At 48.1% G+C, this 16,398-nt stretch carries 13 protein-coding genes; 10 read left to right on the forward strand and 3 right to left on the reverse strand.

The window, feature by feature from the left end; all coding sequences use genetic code 11:
• Positions 1-117: 117 nt before the first annotated feature.
• Positions 118-678 (forward strand): manganese efflux pump MntP, encoded by a 561-nt coding sequence (locus MWG26_RS09235; RefSeq protein ID WP_025657839.1) that lies wholly within the window; start codon positions 118-120, stop codon positions 676-678.
• A 1-nt stretch (position 679) separates the two neighbouring features.
• On the opposite strand, the gene MWG26_RS09240 is transcribed toward MWG26_RS09235, so the two are convergent.
• Together MWG26_RS09240 and MWG26_RS09245 are read right to left on the reverse strand one after the other, a co-directional pair.
• Complete coding sequence (locus MWG26_RS09240) at positions 680-1,552, reverse strand: metallophosphoesterase (protein ID WP_117441146.1); 873 nt, start codon at positions 1,550-1,552, stop codon at positions 680-682.
• Positions 1,549-2,346, reverse strand: coding sequence for a DUF4474 domain-containing protein (locus MWG26_RS09245; protein ID WP_244062716.1), 798 nt, complete (start codon positions 2,344-2,346; stop codon positions 1,549-1,551). Before MWG26_RS09245 ends, MWG26_RS09240 begins: the two co-directional genes overlap by 4 nt.
• A 266-nt stretch (positions 2,347-2,612) precedes the next feature.
• Between MWG26_RS09245 and MWG26_RS09250 the strand changes: the two genes are divergently transcribed.
• Together MWG26_RS09250 and MWG26_RS09255 are read left to right on the forward strand one after the other, a co-directional pair.
• Positions 2,613-3,578, forward strand: coding sequence for an SDR family oxidoreductase (locus tag MWG26_RS09250; protein WP_025657837.1), 966 nt, complete (start codon positions 2,613-2,615; stop codon positions 3,576-3,578).
• Positions 3,578-4,849: a dicarboxylate/amino acid:cation symporter gene (locus tag MWG26_RS09255; protein WP_025657836.1), complete on the forward strand. Its 1,272-nt coding sequence runs from the start codon at positions 3,578-3,580 to the stop codon at positions 4,847-4,849. Before MWG26_RS09250 ends, MWG26_RS09255 begins: the two co-directional genes overlap by 1 nt.
• A gap of 457 nt (positions 4,850-5,306) precedes the next feature.
• Here MWG26_RS09255 and MWG26_RS09260 read toward each other — a convergent pair whose 3' ends face one another.
• Entirely contained in the window at positions 5,307-5,792 is a 486-nt protein-coding gene (locus MWG26_RS09260; RefSeq protein WP_025657835.1) for a cytidylate kinase-like family protein, read from the reverse strand.
• A 655-nt stretch (positions 5,793-6,447) separates the two neighbouring features.
• On the opposite strand from MWG26_RS09260, the gene MWG26_RS09265 reads away from it, so the two are divergent.
• From MWG26_RS09265 to MWG26_RS09295, 7 genes are all read left to right on the forward strand, one after another.
• Entirely contained in the window at positions 6,448-6,954 is a 507-nt protein-coding gene (locus MWG26_RS09265; RefSeq protein WP_025657834.1) for a hypothetical protein, read from the forward strand.
• A 71-nt stretch (positions 6,955-7,025) separates the two neighbouring features.
• A complete protein-coding gene (secD, locus tag MWG26_RS09270) occupies positions 7,026-9,182 on the forward strand; it encodes a protein translocase subunit SecD (protein ID WP_025657833.1) in 2,157 nt (718 codons plus the stop codon).
• Between the two features lie 162 nt (positions 9,183-9,344).
• Complete coding sequence (locus tag MWG26_RS09275) at positions 9,345-11,069, forward strand: LCP family protein (RefSeq protein WP_244062717.1); 1,725 nt, start codon at positions 9,345-9,347, stop codon at positions 11,067-11,069.
• Positions 11,070-11,095: 26 nt separating this feature from the next.
• Positions 11,096-13,105: a polysaccharide biosynthesis protein gene (locus MWG26_RS09280; RefSeq protein ID WP_025657831.1), complete on the forward strand. Its 2,010-nt coding sequence runs from the start codon at positions 11,096-11,098 to the stop codon at positions 13,103-13,105.
• Between the two features lie 20 nt (positions 13,106-13,125).
• Positions 13,126-14,328, forward strand: a complete 1,203-nt coding sequence (locus MWG26_RS09285) for a DegT/DnrJ/EryC1/StrS family aminotransferase (RefSeq protein ID WP_025657830.1) — start codon at positions 13,126-13,128, stop codon at positions 14,326-14,328.
• A 135-nt stretch (positions 14,329-14,463) separates the two neighbouring features.
• Positions 14,464-15,159, forward strand: coding sequence for a sugar transferase (locus MWG26_RS09290; RefSeq protein WP_025657829.1), 696 nt, complete (start codon positions 14,464-14,466; stop codon positions 15,157-15,159).
• A gap of 13 nt (positions 15,160-15,172) precedes the next feature.
• A complete protein-coding gene (locus MWG26_RS09295) occupies positions 15,173-16,396 on the forward strand; it encodes a glycosyltransferase family 4 protein (protein WP_025657828.1) in 1,224 nt (407 codons plus the stop codon).
• Positions 16,397-16,398 lie beyond the last annotated feature (2 nt).

The raw sequence follows: 16,398 nt of genomic DNA on the forward strand, positions 1-16,398 counted from the left end.
TCTGGCTTATCTTAATTAATGAGACTCATGTACAGTTTATTTGCTGTACATGTGTCTCTTTTTATGTTGCAGCGCAGGCTGGCACGTGGGAAGGTTCACAAAGGAGGAAGATGACAGATGGGAATTCTTGAATTGTTTTTATTGGCGGTAGGTTTATCAATGGATGCTTTTGCGGTGTCTGTCTGTAAGGGGCTGGCGATGCCAAAGATTACCGTGAAAAAGGCTTCCGTGGTAGGGGTGTGGTTTGGTGGATTTCAGGCGCTGATGCCGCTGGTTGGTTATTTTCTAGGGGTGCAGTTTAAAGATAAGATTACGGCTATTGATCATTGGATCGCTTTTATTCTGCTGGGCATCATCGGATTTAATATGGTCAGGGAGGCGCTGTCCCCGGGCTGCGAGGCGGCCAGTGATGAGCTGGATGTCAAAACGATGTTCGTTCTTGCTGTTGCAACCAGCATAGATGCACTGGCCGTTGGTATTACTTTCGCTTTTCTTCATGTAGATGTGATATCAGCGGTCTCCTTTATCGGAGTGACGACCTTTCTTTTATCCGCAGCCGGCGTGAAGATTGGAAATGTCTTTGGAACAAAGTATAAGGCGAAAGCGGAGCTGGCGGGGGGCGTAATTCTGATTCTGCTGGGATTGAAAATTCTGCTGGAGCACCTGGGGGTTCTGTAAATCAGAAATCCCAGCTTTCCCCCAGCTTTTCTCGCGCAACATATAGGGTGCGGTCTTCTCTGGTGCGCAGCGTCCATTTTACCAGCGTCAGGCGCCGGTTTTGAATTTCAATGCAGGTGATGCACCTGGGGTGTACACAGCTGCCGGTATTGAAGTAGGGAGAGGCATCCGATCCGGTCATGGGGCGGTGGGTATGGCCTGCTATGAGTACTTTCTGTTCCCTGAGCGCCCAGTCGGAGAGACGCTTTTCTACTTTTTTCTTCCTGGAATAATTCCTGGCGGCACTCGTTGGATCGGAGACCCCAAGCGCCTCCAGCGGTTTCCAGAGGTACCGTACGAGAAATCTTGCGGCCGCGCTGCCCGTACTGTTCAGAAAATCAGCCTGGTGTCCGTGGGTCAGATACAGATCTCTCCCATGTTCCATATCTTTTAATATCATCCCCTGAAGATAGCACATATCAGGAAAGAGAGGGACTTCGTCCGCCTGTCCGCTGGCATGGTATGTGGAGCAGTGCTTTCGGCAGTAGCCGCAGTGGCGTTTGCTCTGATCATGGTTTCCGTAAAGCATATACAGCCGCCCCTTGTTTTTAAATTCCCGGAGCAGCCAGAACACATTGCTGTGAATGTCTATAATCCTGGAAAATGACCTGTTTTCCCACAATTCATCTCCGTCACCCAGTTCAATATATGAAAATCCCCTCTCATAATAGTAATTTAGGGCCGCAAAATAGAGGTTCTGATTCTTTAGAAAATTGTCGTTGTGATCGCCGGTTCCACGATGACAGTCGCTGATGAGCACAAAGCGGGAGGTGCTGTATAAGGGAATCTCCAATGCGTCTGAAAAGGCACGGGAAATCCTCTGATACCAGCTCATGAGTGCCTCCTGGTTCTTTTTCCGATTCTGCGGATGCGAAGTGTCTTCCGAAATAGAAAAGGAGACAGATAATAGAGGAAAAGAAGCCTGTCAGCAGTGCTGTAAAATGGCCTGGTTATCCAGAGGTACAGCCGGCAGGCAAACCTGGATTTCCACAATACATAGCTTTGTACCCAGGTATCCCACGGGACGCCCGGCACCTTGGGGTCAGTGAGGTAAAATTGTACGGTAGTGCCGTAGGCCAGGATTTCACTGTCTTTATAGCCCAGCCCAATGAGGGCACGGGTAAAAGCGCGGCACATAGATTCCTCCGGAAAAGTCAGTACCGCCTCCAGTAGCAGATCCTCCGGCTGCGTACAGGTACCCATGACAAATCCCCCCGGCCGCCAGTGAGTCTGGGACAGATTGAAAAACGGACATTCTGGTCCCATCAGCCTGAGCCGGACAGGCAGCATTTCATCCGGTTCTGCGGCTGGAAAGATTGTCTGGCGCCGCAGCGCAGGCGGTACGATGGTATCTGCATGGTAGATTCCAGCCTCGGCTCCAGTACTGATCCCATACTGCCCCTTCCAGAACTCGATCAGCCAGGTCTTTCCCCGATAATTAAAGTAGACGGGCTCACGGTCAAAAACCATGTTTGCAGACAGGGCTGTCTGGTCGTAAAATTCTCCGCAGCCGGATTCTTTTTGCCACGCGTCCGTACTGGTAGTAAAAATATCCTGTACAAACTGATATGTGAAGCCGAAAGGCTCCGCGAGTTCATTTAGGAGACTGCATTTTTTCGTGCAGGACATTTTCCGGACATTTGTCAGGCTCCGTTTTCTGCGGATGCAGAAAAACGCGCAAAGTAAGAGCAGTATTACAATGAAAGAAGTGATGATAAGATACATACGCAAAATCCTACAGTGATTCTTCCTATATTATATGCAAAATTCTGTAAAATGGCCGTAAAACCTTGAAATTTGGGGAAATCCCATATATAATACACGGGTTGTGGATATGACAGGAACAGTGTGCAGCGAGGAATCAATTGAGGACTTTACTGAAGGGAGAAGAGCGAATGGGATACGACTATGGGAAAATCTGGGTTGCAGGCGCGTCCGGACGTGTAGGTACGATGATACACAATATGCTGGATATGCGGGATGTTGAACTCCTGGAGACAGATGTGGAGGAACTGGACATTACTTGTGCAGCTGATGTGAATTTGTTTGGCAGCAGAAATCGTCCGAACACAATTATTAACTGTGCGGGAATGACGGATGTGCAGGAATGTGAGGATAATATAGAACAGGCCTACAAGGTAAACGCATTGGGTGCGAGAAACCTAAGCGCTATTGCCAGAAAAATTGATGCAAGGATTATTCAGATATCAACAGATGATATTTTCTGGGATAACAGCTGCAGGCGGTTTCACGAGTTTGATACGCCAAATCCGAGAACGGTCTATGGGAAATCAAAGCTTGCCGGGGAAAATTTCGTCAAAGAACTGGCACCTAAGCATCTGATAATTAGAAGCTCCTGGGTATATGGAAAGGAAGGGCATAACTTTGTAAATTCTATTATAGAGCAGGTTCAACGCGGCGGCATCATCGAGGCAGCCGTCAATGAGTATGCATGTCCCACCAGCGCAAGGGAGCTGTGCAAGGTAATCCTGCGTCTGATCCAGGAGGAGCAGGAAGGAATCTACCATGCAGTCTGCAGCGGGTCCTGCAGCCGTTATGAACTGGCGCAAGAGATACTGCGGATCATGGGCAGACAGGATGTTAGGCTGGAACCGGTAGAACTGGGAGACCCTGGACAGATTCCTGGCGGGTCCGCAGCAAACTGCGGAATAAGGTATACCCAAAGGGCATCCCGTAACTCATGCCCTGCGGGCGGATCCGCAGTAAACTGCGGAATAAGGTATACCATCCTGGATAATATGATGCTTAGGATGTGCGGAATTGAAGAGCCGGAACCGTGGCAAGCTGCACTGAAAGAGTATTTACAGGAGCTTAACCTGCAGGAAGGAGCGGAAATTTAATGGAAGAGACAAAGAAGAAAAAATTTGGGCTTACGACATTGATTTTCATCAGCCTGCTGCTCGGTGCTGCGGCAGGGATTATTCTCCACTATCTGGTGCCGGCAGGCTATACCAGAGATACCGTTATCATTAACGGGATCTTTTATGTGGTCGGCAATGGATTTCTCAGGGCCATGCAGATGCTGGTTGTACCGCTAGTGTTTTGCTCTCTTGTCTGCGGCAGTATGGCGATAGGGGATACTAAGACGCTCGGGAAGGTGGGCGTTAAGACGATTATTTTTTATCTGTTTACTACGGCAGCGGCGATCACACTGGCACTGGGGATCGGCAATCTGATCAATCCTGGAGTGGGGCTGGATATCAGCAGCGTGGAAAAAACAGAGACAGCAGCTGCAGAGGCAGTCAGTTTTGCGGATACGATCCTGGAAATAATTCCGAAAAATCCAATACAGGGACTGGCGGAAGGGAATATGCTTCAGATTATTTTCTTTGCTATATTTGTGGGGATTCTGCTGGCAAAAAGAGGGGAGCGTGCGGCGTCCGTGTCTCAGTTTTTTGCCCAGTTCAATGACCTGATGATGGATATGACGATGACGGTGATGAAGGCCGCCCCGATCGGGGTATTCTGCCTGATTGCAAAGACCTTTGCCGGAATCGGATTCGATGCATTCCTTCCCATGCTCAAATATATGGCGGCGGTATTTTTGGCGCTGCTGCTGCAGGGGTTCGGTGTATACCAGATCCTGCTGAAAATATTTACAGGGCTGAATCCTGTTAAATTCGTAAAAAAGTTTCTACCGGTTATGGGATTCGCATTCTCTACGGCAACGTCCAATGCTACCATACCGCTATCCATAGAAACGCTGGATAAAAAAATGGGAGTGTCCAAAAAGATATCCTCCTTTACGATACCGCTCGGAGCAACGATCAATATGGATGGAACAGCAATCATGCAGGGGGTGGCTGTCGTTTTTGTGTCCCAGGCCTTTGGGATCAGCCTGTCGCCGGCGGATTATATTACGGTGATCGCAACCGCTACCCTAGCGTCAATCGGTACGGCGGGAGTGCCGAGCGTAGGTCTGATTACACTCTCCATGGTGTTCAATGCGGTCGGGCTTCCGGTAGAGGGAATTGCACTGATCATGGGCATTGACAGGATACTGGATATGACGAGAACGGCGGTTAACATAACGGGGGATGCGGTTTGCACAACTATCGTGGCACATCAGAATAAAGAACTGCGCAGAGAGGTCTTCGAGAGGGGAGTTTGACGCCCAGCGGACCGCAAGAGGAAGGATGCCTTGTGAGATGCGGGACAGAATGCGCGGCAAGGTCTGTGCTGTTTTGCAGGGCGACCCGCAGGCGAACCAGCAGTAGGAGAAAAAAGACAGGATTGCAGAGAGCCAGAGACATTCACCGCTGAAGCTGATGCTTAAGCGGCTCAGGTCTCTTTGGAAATTGCTTTGGCGAGCAATTCCCATCTCTGCAATCCTGTCTTTTTTTCTTACTGCTGGTAAGCCTGCTCTACGCCCTGCAAAACAGCACAGACCTTGCCGCGCATTCCGTCCCGCATCTCATAGGGCATCCTTCCTCTTGCGGTCCGCTGGGCTGGTGCATCCTGGCGGGAGTGGGAGAGGCGGATTGAACTGGGGGACGGGGCTGTATTGGACTCGGACGGGCTGTTTAGCTATCTTTGATTGCTTATCTTCAGGCGGTTAAATACTTTGTTTATATGTATTCTAATTTTTCAAAGTAGTGCATCAGGATGTCGGCGCAGTTTTCTACTCCTAGTTCGGAGGTGTTCAGAATCATGTGGTAGTCGTTTACGTCGCCCCAGGTTTTACCGGTGTGCTCGTAGTAGTAGGCGGCTCTTTCTTTGTCGGTACTCTCGACTTTTTCTTTGGCCTCCTCGTGGGTGAGGGATTCCAGCTCCATGATGCGGGATATACGGTCTTCTTTGTCTGCGCAGACGAAAATGTTCAGGACGTTTAAACGGTCTTTCAGAATGTCGGATGCGCAGCGGCCGAGAATGATGCAGGGGCTTTTGGCAAGTTCGCGGATTGCTTCGGCTTCTGAGTCGTACATTTTGTCATCTATTGTATGTTCAATGTAGGCTTTGTCGTATACCGGGATGTCCAGTCGCTGGGACAGCTCATTTGCAATTATGCTTGCTCCGGTACCAAAACGGCGGCTCATTGTAATTATTAATTTCATAGTTTTTCCTCCTTCGTGTATACACTTGGGTTTGGCTTATAGGTCTATGTGTTTCCTTATTATAACACTGATGTGTGGAAAAGTGTATATTTTATTGCTTAGAAATCTTAGTATTTGCGGGAGGGGGACGCTGAGAAAAAGGGGAGGAAGGTTTCTGCCGGGGCTGTATATGCCGTTTCGGAAACCGGCCGCCCGCTAAGAATCCGTAGAAGAAAAAGCGGGAAAAACAGAGGGATCAGCGGCATGCAACCCGAAATTTGATAATTTCGGGTCTTAGGCCGCCTCGGAATTTGATGCGGACATCAAATTCCGCCCTCTGTTTTTCCCGCTTTTTCTTCAACGGATTCTAATACGGACTTTAAGGCTTCCGAAACGGCATATACAGCCCCGGCAGAAACCTTCCTCCCCTTTTTCTCAGCTGGTGCATCCGGGCGGTAGGATCTAATTTCCAAGAAGGGGGAAATCCGGGAGTGGCTTATGTGTGTTTCTTTGGTGTTGCTTTATCTTCCGGGGGGGGTGAATGAATGATATGTGAAAGAAGTGCATTTTTAAGAATATGGAAGTGCATTTTTTAAGAATTTGGTGTTGTGATAAATGGGGAGGGAGGTTATAATGGGGCTGTGACAGAAATCAGCGGAAAGGCGGGAAGGACATCGTGAAGAACAGGAATCAGAGAGCAGCTGTGGTTGTTTTGATTGTTTGTATGGTGTTTTTTGCGGCTTTGGAGAGCGTTGGCGGATTTCGGACGGGCTGTCGGAACGAAGGGGGCGGCGTGCTACAGTCTGCTGCTGTTTCGGGAAACGATATATGTGCAGAACGTTTGGGAGAAGGATTCCGGGCTGGCGGATGTGGATATGCGGGGCAGAGGATGGACGCGGGAGACAGCCTGCGTACGGGGAGTTTGGATTTTATGCCTGCTTCGGAAGCGAAGGATACGGTTTTTGTGCGCGGCGGCAGGATGGATGAGGATTCTGCGGAGCCTTCTTTGTTTTTTGTTGAAGTCTTTCTTATATTAAGTGTTTTTCAATTTCTTCTGGATGGCAGAACGTGGTCTGCGGTTCAGTCTTTTTGCATGGGTTTTCAAAATTATGCCATGCTTCAGGTTCATATTATCCAGCAGCGGGACGGGAAAAAGGGCCGGCTTTCTTATTCTTTTTCATAATGAGTGTTCATAAGTGAAAATAGGGAGGATCCTCAGGGGATCATCTGGTTGAATAAGAGGAGGCTTATACTTTGAAAGAACATAAACGAAATATATGGATTGTGCTGTGTGTAACCGCAGTGTTTCTTTATGCTGCCATTTTCGGACTGGGCAGTGATTTTAAGGGTGCGGTAGATATGCGTTTTGGGATTGATATACGGGGCGGTGTGGAAGCGGTCTTTGAGCCGGAGGGTGTGACAGAGACTCCGTCTGCAGAGGATCTGGATGCGGCGAGAACGGTGATAGAAAACCGGCTGGATGCGCAGAATATTTTGGACAGGGAGGTAACTGCAGACAAGGAGCATGGAAATATTATTGTACGGTTTCCATGGAAGTCGGATGAGAAAAAATTCAATCCGGAGGCTGCCATTGCTGAATTGGGTGAGACTGCGAAGCTGACCTTCAGGGACTCTCAGGGGAATGTTCTGGTGGAAGGCAAAAATGTTGCAGACAGCAGTGTGGTTAAAAACAAGCAGACAGGAGAGTATGAAGTTTCTCTTGAATTTGATAAGCAGGGGGCAGAAGACTTTGCAGATGCCACGGAGAAGCTGGTCGGCCAGTCCATGGGCATTTATATGGATGAGGAGCAGATATCCAATCCAGTGGTCAGGGAAGCAATCAAAGGCGGGCAAGCCGTGATCAATGGCATGGGTTCTCAGGAAGAGGCGGAAACGCTGTCTGAAAAAATCAATGCGGGGGCGCTGCCGTTTTCGTTGAAGACGACGAATTATAACACCATCAGCCCTACGCTGGGAAGCGGGGCACTGAAAGCGATGACAACGGCTGCGGCCACGGCCTTCATTCTGGTTTGCATTTTTATGATTTTATATTACCGGCTGCCGGGGACGATCGCCTGCCTGGCGCTGGTATTTCAGATGAGCCTCCAGGTTCTGGCTTTGTCTGTGCCCCAGTATACATTAACGCTGCCCGGGATTGCAGGGCTCATACTATCCCTGGGAATGGCGGTGGATGCAAATGTGATCATCAGCGAGCGGATCGGGGAGGAGCTGCAGAAAGGCTCCAGTATCCGGACGGCAGTGCGGCGCGGCTATAAGAATGCTTTTTCCTCTGTACTGGACGGAAATGTGACGACCGCAGCAGTGGCAGTGATCTTGATGATTTTTGGCTCGGGTACCATGCTGAGCTTTGGCTATACTCTGCTGACGGGAGTACTGATCAATCTGGCAGCAGGCGTATGGCTTTCCAGGGTCATGCTGAGTTCTGTGATTCTTTATCCGGGATTCCAGAAGCTTAAGTTGTTCCGTGTGAAAAAGGAGCGTAAAGTAATCGACTTTCTCGGCAAGCGTAAAGCTATCTTTATATTCACGGTATCTGTGCTGGCTGCCGGAAGCATTATAAGCGCGGTGAGGGGTGTAACGCTGGATACACAGTTTACCGGCGGGGTTATTTTAAAATATACCTGTGAGGGTGCGCCGGATACGGAAAAAGCTTCTAAGGCAGTCGAAGGCGTATTAGATCGTCCTGTCAGCGCCCAGGCGGGAGAGGATTTTGTGTCGGGGCAGGAGAAGCTGGTTTTGAATCTGGGAGGCAATCAGGGCATTTCGCCCCAGGAGCAGGAAAAGGTGCTGCAGCAATTGCAGGCAGTTCAGCCGGAATTAAACTATCAGTCATCGGAAACCTATGCGGTGGAACCGTATATCGGAGCCAGGGCTCTGAAAAATTCTGCAATTGCCATCGTTTTGGCCGCTCTGTTTATTGTTATGTATATCAGACTGCGTTTTTCCGCGCTGTCGGGCTTTTCTGCGGGAGTGTCGGGGGTGATTGCTCTTCTGCACGACGTTTTCATTGTATTTCTGGTATTCGGAGTTTGTAAAATACCCTTAAATGATGCGTTTGTATCAGTAACTTTGACAATAATCGGGTATTCTATTAACGATACGATCGTACTGTACGACAGAATACGGGAGCATATGAGCGGCCACACAAAAGAAGGCCTGGTTCCGCTTGTGAACAGGAGTATAACGGAAACATTAGGGCGTTCTGTTAATACGGCGTTTACTACGGTGCTGTGTGTGGCAATTGTACTGGTGTTTGCAATCTTTTATAATATAGAATCTATAAAAATATTTGCACTTCCTATGCTGATCGGCATGATCAGCGGCTGCTATTCCTCAATCTGCGTAGCCGGAGCGATCTGGGTTACCTGGAAGGAACGGAAAAAATCTTAATATTTGCGTAATATAATATTAATAAGTTTCCATCCTGTTGCGAAAAATGTTGAAAAATGCTATTATGTTTTGGTATGTAACTTAGTTTTGCATATAGAAAGCATATAAATTATTGAAATAAGATAAAGAAATGGAAGGGGCATACCGATGGGCCAGAATAAAATGAGCGATAGCGAAAGAGAGGCATACAGGAGAGAGCAGGCCAGACAGCGCCGCAGGATGGAAGAAAAGCAGAAAAAGACAGTACAGGGGAATCCGGCCAAATCTGTGGCCAAAGGAGGCAAAAGCGGCGGTGGTAAGAACAAAGCTGCAAGGCCGGGAATCGACGGCAGCAGCAGGAATGCGGCAAACGGCGGCAGACCCTCCGGGGGCACAGGTAAAGGCGGAAACGGCAAAAAAGGCGATTTCGGCAGGCGTCCGGCGGCAAACAAAGTGAGCAGGCAGGTAGGGCTCGTACTCTGCGCAGTTCAGCTGGCTGTAACGCTGGTGTTTATAGCTGCATTGTTTGTGCTGAATATGCTGCCCATGAAATATCTGGGGATTATTATTGCGGTTCTTGTATTACTCTGGGTACTTCCGCTGTCAAGCCAGTTGATATCTAAGAAAAAAGCAATTGCCGGAAAAGTGCTGAGCGTGCTGATGTCCATCGTGCTGATTTTGGGATCCTATTATATATTCAAGACAAACGGAACTGTAAAGGACATTAGCGGCGGCAATAAAAAAGTCGATAAGATGGTTGTTGCTGTACTGGCAGAAGACCCGGCAGAAAACATCAAGGATGCATCCGGCTACGACTTTGGCGTGCAATACGCGATGAAAGGCGACGATGTGAAATCTACGGTGGATATCATTAATAAGGAAGTGGGCAGCAGCATCTCGACGGTAGAATACAGCAGCCTGAATGAGCAGGCGCAGGCGCTGCATGACGGCGCCGTGGAAGCGATCATTTACAACGATGCCTATACGGCTATTCTGGAAGAGGCATTTACAGGATACAGCGACAGTGTTAAGATTATTTACACCCATGAAATAACAAGCAAGCTGGAGAATACTGCGGCTGACGTAAAAGTAGATGATGACTGCTTTACGGTTTATATAAGTGGAATAGATGTATTTGGCGCGATTGAGACTAACAGCCGAAGCGATGTGAATATCATTGCGGTTGTCAATCCGACGACGCATCAGATCCTGCTTGTAACGACGCCGCGTGATTATTATGTAGAGATTCCGGGTATTTCGGGCGGACAGCTGGATAAACTAACTCATGCAGGAATTTATGGGGTAGATGCATCAATGGCAACGCTGGCGAAGTTGTACGATACGGATATCGACTTTTATGCAAGAGTGAACTTTACATCCCTGGTACAGATGGTAGATGCACTCGGCGGTGTGGATGTCGTTTCTGAACAGGAATTCAACACCAGTTATGATTCAGGCCTTGAAATGTATGTGGCCCAGGGAGTTAATCATTTTAATGGACAGCAGGCACTGGCCTTCTCCAGAGAGAGACAGAATGTAGACGGCGGGGACTTCCAGAGAGGAAGAAATCAGCAGGCCGTCATCACTGCGATGATCAAGAAGGCGATATCACCGGCAATCCTGACAGGAGCAAACGGAATTCTGAGCAGCATCAGCGGGAATGTAGATACGAATATGTCCCAGGAGCAGATTCAGGAGCTCATTAAGAGCCAGTTGAATCAGCCGTCCGCATGGAATATCAAATCCATGTCGGCAACGGGAACCGGAGATGATCAGGAATGCTATTCCTCACCGGGAAGCATCCTCTATGTAACGCAGCCGGATCAGAATTCAATTAACGAGATTAAACAGGCCATCGACGCAGTGGAGGCAGGAGAAACGCTGCCGGATTCTGAAGTGGCACAATAAAATTCTAAAATACCGAGGAAAAGAATATGATGAAACTGTTAAAAAAGTGGGATCTTTCGATTATCTATAAAGCATTGCTTGTGATTTTGGATATCGTATTTATTAATGCCAGTTCCTTTCTGGCATTGTGGATCCGCTTCAATATGCAGATCAGTGAGATACCGGCCGAATACTATACTTCTGTGTTAGATTTGGTCGTAGTTAATACGATTGTGACCGTTGTGATCTTTGCTGCCTGCAGATTATATACAAGCCTTTGGAGATTTGCGAGTATCAAAGAACTGGTATATGTGATTGAAGCCTGCCTCGCATCGGTTTTGTTTAATATTCTGGCCTATTATCTCACTTACAGGACCATATACAGGGGATATTTTCCTCTTTATGTGGTTGCCTTGTTTCTGCTGACATGCCTGAGCAGGTTTTCATACAGGCTGGCAAGGCTGTTGTACCGGGGGAACATTCACGGGAGGCATGTCCGCAATACTATGATTATCGGGGCCGGCGAGGCCTGCAATGTGGTGATGAAGGAACTGGAGCTTAGCACGGAGCTGGATGCAAAGATCTGCTGTGTGATCGATGATAATCCAAGAAAACGCGGCACATTTATCCACGGTGTTAAGGTAGTGGGCGGAAGGGAAGAAATCCTGCATAGTGCGGAAAAATACAGGATCAATGAAATTATCATTGCAATCCCAAGCGCAGATAAGCGGGAGCGGCAGAAGATCCTGGATATCTGCCAGAAGGTGCCGGATTGTGAGTTGAAAATTCTTCCCGGAGTATACCAGCTGGTAAATGGAGAAGTCAGTGTGTCAAAACTGCGCAATGTAGAGATTGAGGACTTGCTGGGAAGAGATCCGATTCGGATTACGACGGAGAAAATCGGGCGGTATGTGTCCGGCAAGGTCGTACTGGTGACAGGCGGAGGCGGCAGCATTGGAAGTGAGCTGTGCCGTCAGATAGCGGCAAACGGTGTAAAACAGTTGATTATTTTTGATATCTATGAAAACAATGCCTATGATATCCAGCAGGAACTGAAAGCAAAATTTCCGTATCTGGATCTCGTGGTGCTGATCGGATCGGTCAGAAACGGCAGGAAGGTAAATAGTGTTTTTGCCCAGTACCGCCCCGATATTGTCTACCATGCGGCCGCGCACAAGCACGTACCGCTGATGGAGGACAGTCCCAATGAGGCGATCAAAAATAACGTCTTTGGAACTTATAAGGTAGCGCTTGCGGCGGACAGGTACGGCGTTGATAAATTTGTGCTCATTTCTACGGATAAGGCGGTTAATCCGACAAACATTATGGGCGCCTCCAAGCGGATGTGCGAGATGATTATCCAGGCCTTTAACAACCGTTCAAGGACAGAGTATGTCGCAGTGCGCTTTGGTAACGTGCTGGGCAGCAACGGCAGCGTGATTCCTCTGTTCAAGAAACAAATTGAAGCTGGAGGGCCGGTTACCGTTACACACCCGGATATTATCCGCTATTTCATGACGATTCCGGAGGCTGTATCACTGGTTCTGCAGGCAGGGGCCAGCGCAAAGGGCGGAGAAATCTTTGTGCTGGATATGGGCCAGCCGGTGAAGATTGTGGACCTGGCAAAGAACCTGATCCGGCTGTCGGGCTATACGCTTGGAGTAGATATTGAAATTAAGTATACTGGACTGCGGCCGGGAGAGAAGTTATATGAAGAACTTCTGATGGCAGAAGAAGGTCTGGAGAATACGGAAAATGAAAAAATACACATCGGAAAGCCGATTGAATTTGATGAAGAAGAATTTTTAAACGATCTGGAAGATTTATATCGTGAGGCGTATGCGGAGACAGACCGTATGAAATATATTGTTCACAAGATTGTTCCGACCTATCATCTGCGGGATGCAGATATTATCAGGGATCAGCAGATACAGGCCGGATGGAATAAAGAATTTTCAGATACCCGTTCCAAACTGCCCAGCGCTTTTTTAGACAGAGGGATTGCGGATGCAGATATACGGACAGACAGTCCGAAATCCAGAAAAAACCGATCATGACAGGAAAGAAGGCACAAAATATGAAGGTACCATTTTCACCACCGGATATTACCGAAGAAGAAATTACAGAGGTTGTGAAGACCCTGCAAAGCGGCTGGATCACTACCGGTCCGCGGACCAAGGAATTCGAACGCAGAATCGCGGAATACTGCGGTACACGAAAGGCTGCCTGCCTGAATTCCGCTACCGCCTGTATGGAGATGACACTCCGCGTGATGGGAATTGGAGCAGGAGACGAAGTGATTACGACTGCATACACGTATACGGCTACCTGCAGCTGTATCTGCCATGTGGGGGCAGTTCCTGTTTTAGTGGATACGCTGCCCGGATCCTATGAAATGGATCCTGAAAAAGCGGCGGAGGCGGTGACAGAACGTACAAAAGCAATTATATGTGTGGATCTGGCCGGAATTATTTACAGCAGGTACGATGAAATATTCCGCATTGCCGAAGAAAAAAAACAGATATACCGGCCTTCAAATGAGCGGCAGGAAGCGCTTGGGCGTATTCTTGTAATGGCAGACGCCGCCCATGCCTTTGGCGCGCGCAGGGAGGGCAAAATGTGCGGAGAGATTGCGGATTTTACCTGTTTTTCATTTCATGCAGTTAAAAACCTGACTACGGCCGAGGGCGGGGCAGTGACCTGGTCCGATACAATACAGAAGGCAGGTCTGGATGCGGAAGGACTATACAGGGATTATATGCTCCTTTCCCTTCATGGGCAGTCCAAGGATGCGTTGGCGAAAACACAGGCAGGAGCGTGGGAATACGATGTTGTGGCGCCTTATTATAAGTGCAACATGACGGATATTATGGCGGCTATAGGACTGGTACAGCTGGAGCGGTATCCGGAGATTCTGGAGAGAAGAAAAAAAATCATCGGCATGTACGATGTAGGGCTGGGGCAGAGCCCGGTGCAGGTGCTGACACACTATGGAGAGCATCATCAGTCCAGCGGACACCTATATCTTGTACGTGCGCTTGACAAATCACGTGAAGAGTGTAACAATATTATCACAGAATTGGCAGAAGCTGGAATTGCATCCAATGTCCACTACAAACCACTTCCGATGCTGACCGCCTATAAGCGGATGGGATTTGACTTGGAGGACTTTCCGAATGCTTATGCACAGTTTGAGAATGAAATTACGCTTCCGCTTCATACATGCCTGACTGATGAACAGGTGCAGTATGTGTCCGAAACATTTCGGGCGCTGCTATGAGCGCAGATATAGCATTACGATAGAATAGAGATCCAATGTGAAAAGTCCTCCGGGACTTGAGATATGATGAAGGATGTATTAGAATGTTATGACAGGGCAAAGCAGCCGTTATTCTTACAATCAGGAGTAAAAAGAATGATCAGATGGGAACAGCTGCCGGATTCAATGAAGAACAAGACACTCCGGCCTTATTATGATAAATTGAAAAAGAAGAAGATTAGTCTGTGTATGAAACGCATCATGGATCTTCTTTTTGCATTAGTTTTGACCGTTGTTTTAGCGCCGGTCATGGCTGTGCTTGCACTATGGATAAAATTGGACAGCAGAGGGCCTGTCTTTTACAGACAGGAGCGGATTACACGATATGGGAAACCATATCGTATTTTCAAGTTCAGGACTATGGTCGCAGATGCGGATCAAAAGGGACCTTTAGTCACCGGCAAGGCGGACAGCCGCATTACCAGGGCAGGAAAGATGCTCCGCAAATGCAGGCTGGATGAGCTGCCGCAGCTTTTTAATGTACTTACCGGGGACATGTCTTTTGTTGGAACCAGGCCGGAAGTAAGAAAGTATGTGGAGCAATATACCGAAGAGATGAAGGCAACGCTCCTCCTTCCCGCAGGGATCACATCCCGTACCAGTATTATCTTCAAGGATGAGGATTTAATGATGGAAAAATATCTGAGGGAGACGGGAAAATCGGTAGACGAAGTATATGTGGATCATATACTTCCCGTGAAAATGAAATATAACCTGCAGTATCTCCGGAACTTTCATTTCTGGGGAGATATCAGGGTAATGATAGATACAGTACTCGCAGTGATAAAGTAGAGGGGGATATACGATGAAGAAGATAGCAGTCATTACAATGGGGGTAAGACTGGACGGAGAAAAAGGCTATACCCGGTTTCGCTACCTTTGTGATTTTCTGACAGAAGCGGGATATCAGGTGGATTTGATAACGACCACATTCCAGCATTGGGAAAAATCCCAGAGGGATATGGAAAAGATTAAAAAAGAGGATTACCAGTTCGGGATCAAGTTTATATATGAGCCGGGATATAAGAAAAATGTGGATCTGAAAAGAATCCGCAGCCATAAGATCGCAGCAAAGAATCTGACGGCGCTGTTGGAGAAAGAAGGGGACTATGATCTTCTCTATGCGGAAATTCCCCCGAATGATGTGGCGCTGGCGGCAGCCGAATACGCAAAGCGGCGGGGGATTCCATTTGTGGCGGATGTAAACGACCTTTGGCCGGAGGCCATGCGGATGGTGCTGGATATTCCCGTGATCAGTTCCATTTTATTCCATCCACTGCAGAGAGATGCAGAAAAGGTTTATTCCCTAGTATCGGGAGTCATCGGCACATCGGATGAATATAGAGACAGGCCGTTTCAGAACCAGAAGAGGGAAGTGCCTAAGGCCACGGTTTATGTAGGCAATGAGATCTCAGAATTTGATAAAGGCGCCGAGGAGAATGACTCTCTGGTTACAAAGGCAGAACGTGAATTCTGGGTGAGTTATGCCGGTACAATCGGAACCAGCTATGACATACGTACCATGGTGCTGGCAGCGGAAGAATTGGCAGGAAGAGGCAGGCAGGATATCCGGATCAAGATACTGGGCGGCGGACCAATGAAAGATGAGTTGGAAGCGCTGGCGCGGGAACGCCAGATCTACAATGTAGAATTTGTTGGTTACGCACCCTATGATAAAATGGCTGCTTACCTGAAAAAGTCGGATATTCTGGTCAATTCTTTTGTAAGAAAGGCTCCGCAAAGCATTGTTACCAAGATCGGTGATTATCTTGCCGCCGGCAGGGCAATGATTAATACATGTATGAGTCCTGAATTCAGAAGAAAAGTTGAGGCGGACGGTTTTGGCGTAAATATCGAACCAGAGGATGTCAAAATCCTGGCGGATGCCATCGAAGATTTGTATGAGAATGAAGAAAAGCGCCTGGAAATGGGGAAAAAAGCAAGAAAGATTGCGGAAGAACAGTTTGACAGGCCCAAATCATACAGAAAGATAGTAGAGTTAATCAGGGAACTGACTGAAAAGAAGTAAAT

It is taken from the genome of Faecalicatena contorta (genome assembly GCF_022835095.1).
Taxonomy (GTDB): domain Bacteria; phylum Bacillota; class Clostridia; order Lachnospirales; family Lachnospiraceae; genus Faecalicatena; species Faecalicatena contorta.

Excerpts from the sequence above, each read along its gene's own strand:
- MWG26_RS09235 (WP_025657839.1), top strand. The coding sequence starts at position 118 with ATGGGAATTCTTGAATTGTTTTTATTGGCGGTAGGTTTATCAATGGAT.
- MWG26_RS09240 (WP_117441146.1), bottom strand. The coding sequence starts at position 1,552 with ATGAGCTGGTATCAGAGGATTTCCCGTGCCTTTTCAGACGCATTGGAG.
- MWG26_RS09245 (WP_244062716.1), bottom strand. The coding sequence starts at position 2,346 with ATGTCCTGCACGAAAAAATGCAGTCTCCTAAATGAACTCGCGGAGCCT.
- MWG26_RS09250 (WP_025657837.1), top strand. The coding sequence starts at position 2,613 with ATGGGATACGACTATGGGAAAATCTGGGTTGCAGGCGCGTCCGGACGT.
- MWG26_RS09255 (WP_025657836.1), top strand. The coding sequence starts at position 3,578 with ATGGAAGAGACAAAGAAGAAAAAATTTGGGCTTACGACATTGATTTTC.
- MWG26_RS09260 (WP_025657835.1), bottom strand. The coding sequence starts at position 5,792 with ATGAAATTAATAATTACAATGAGCCGCCGTTTTGGTACCGGAGCAAGC.
- MWG26_RS09275 (WP_244062717.1), top strand. The coding sequence starts at position 9,345 with ATGAGCGATAGCGAAAGAGAGGCATACAGGAGAGAGCAGGCCAGACAG.
- MWG26_RS09280 (WP_025657831.1), top strand. The coding sequence starts at position 11,096 with ATGATGAAACTGTTAAAAAAGTGGGATCTTTCGATTATCTATAAAGCA.
- MWG26_RS09285 (WP_025657830.1), top strand. The coding sequence starts at position 13,126 with ATGAAGGTACCATTTTCACCACCGGATATTACCGAAGAAGAAATTACA.
- MWG26_RS09290 (WP_025657829.1), top strand. The coding sequence starts at position 14,464 with ATGATCAGATGGGAACAGCTGCCGGATTCAATGAAGAACAAGACACTC.
- MWG26_RS09295 (WP_025657828.1), top strand. The coding sequence starts at position 15,173 with ATGAAGAAGATAGCAGTCATTACAATGGGGGTAAGACTGGACGGAGAA.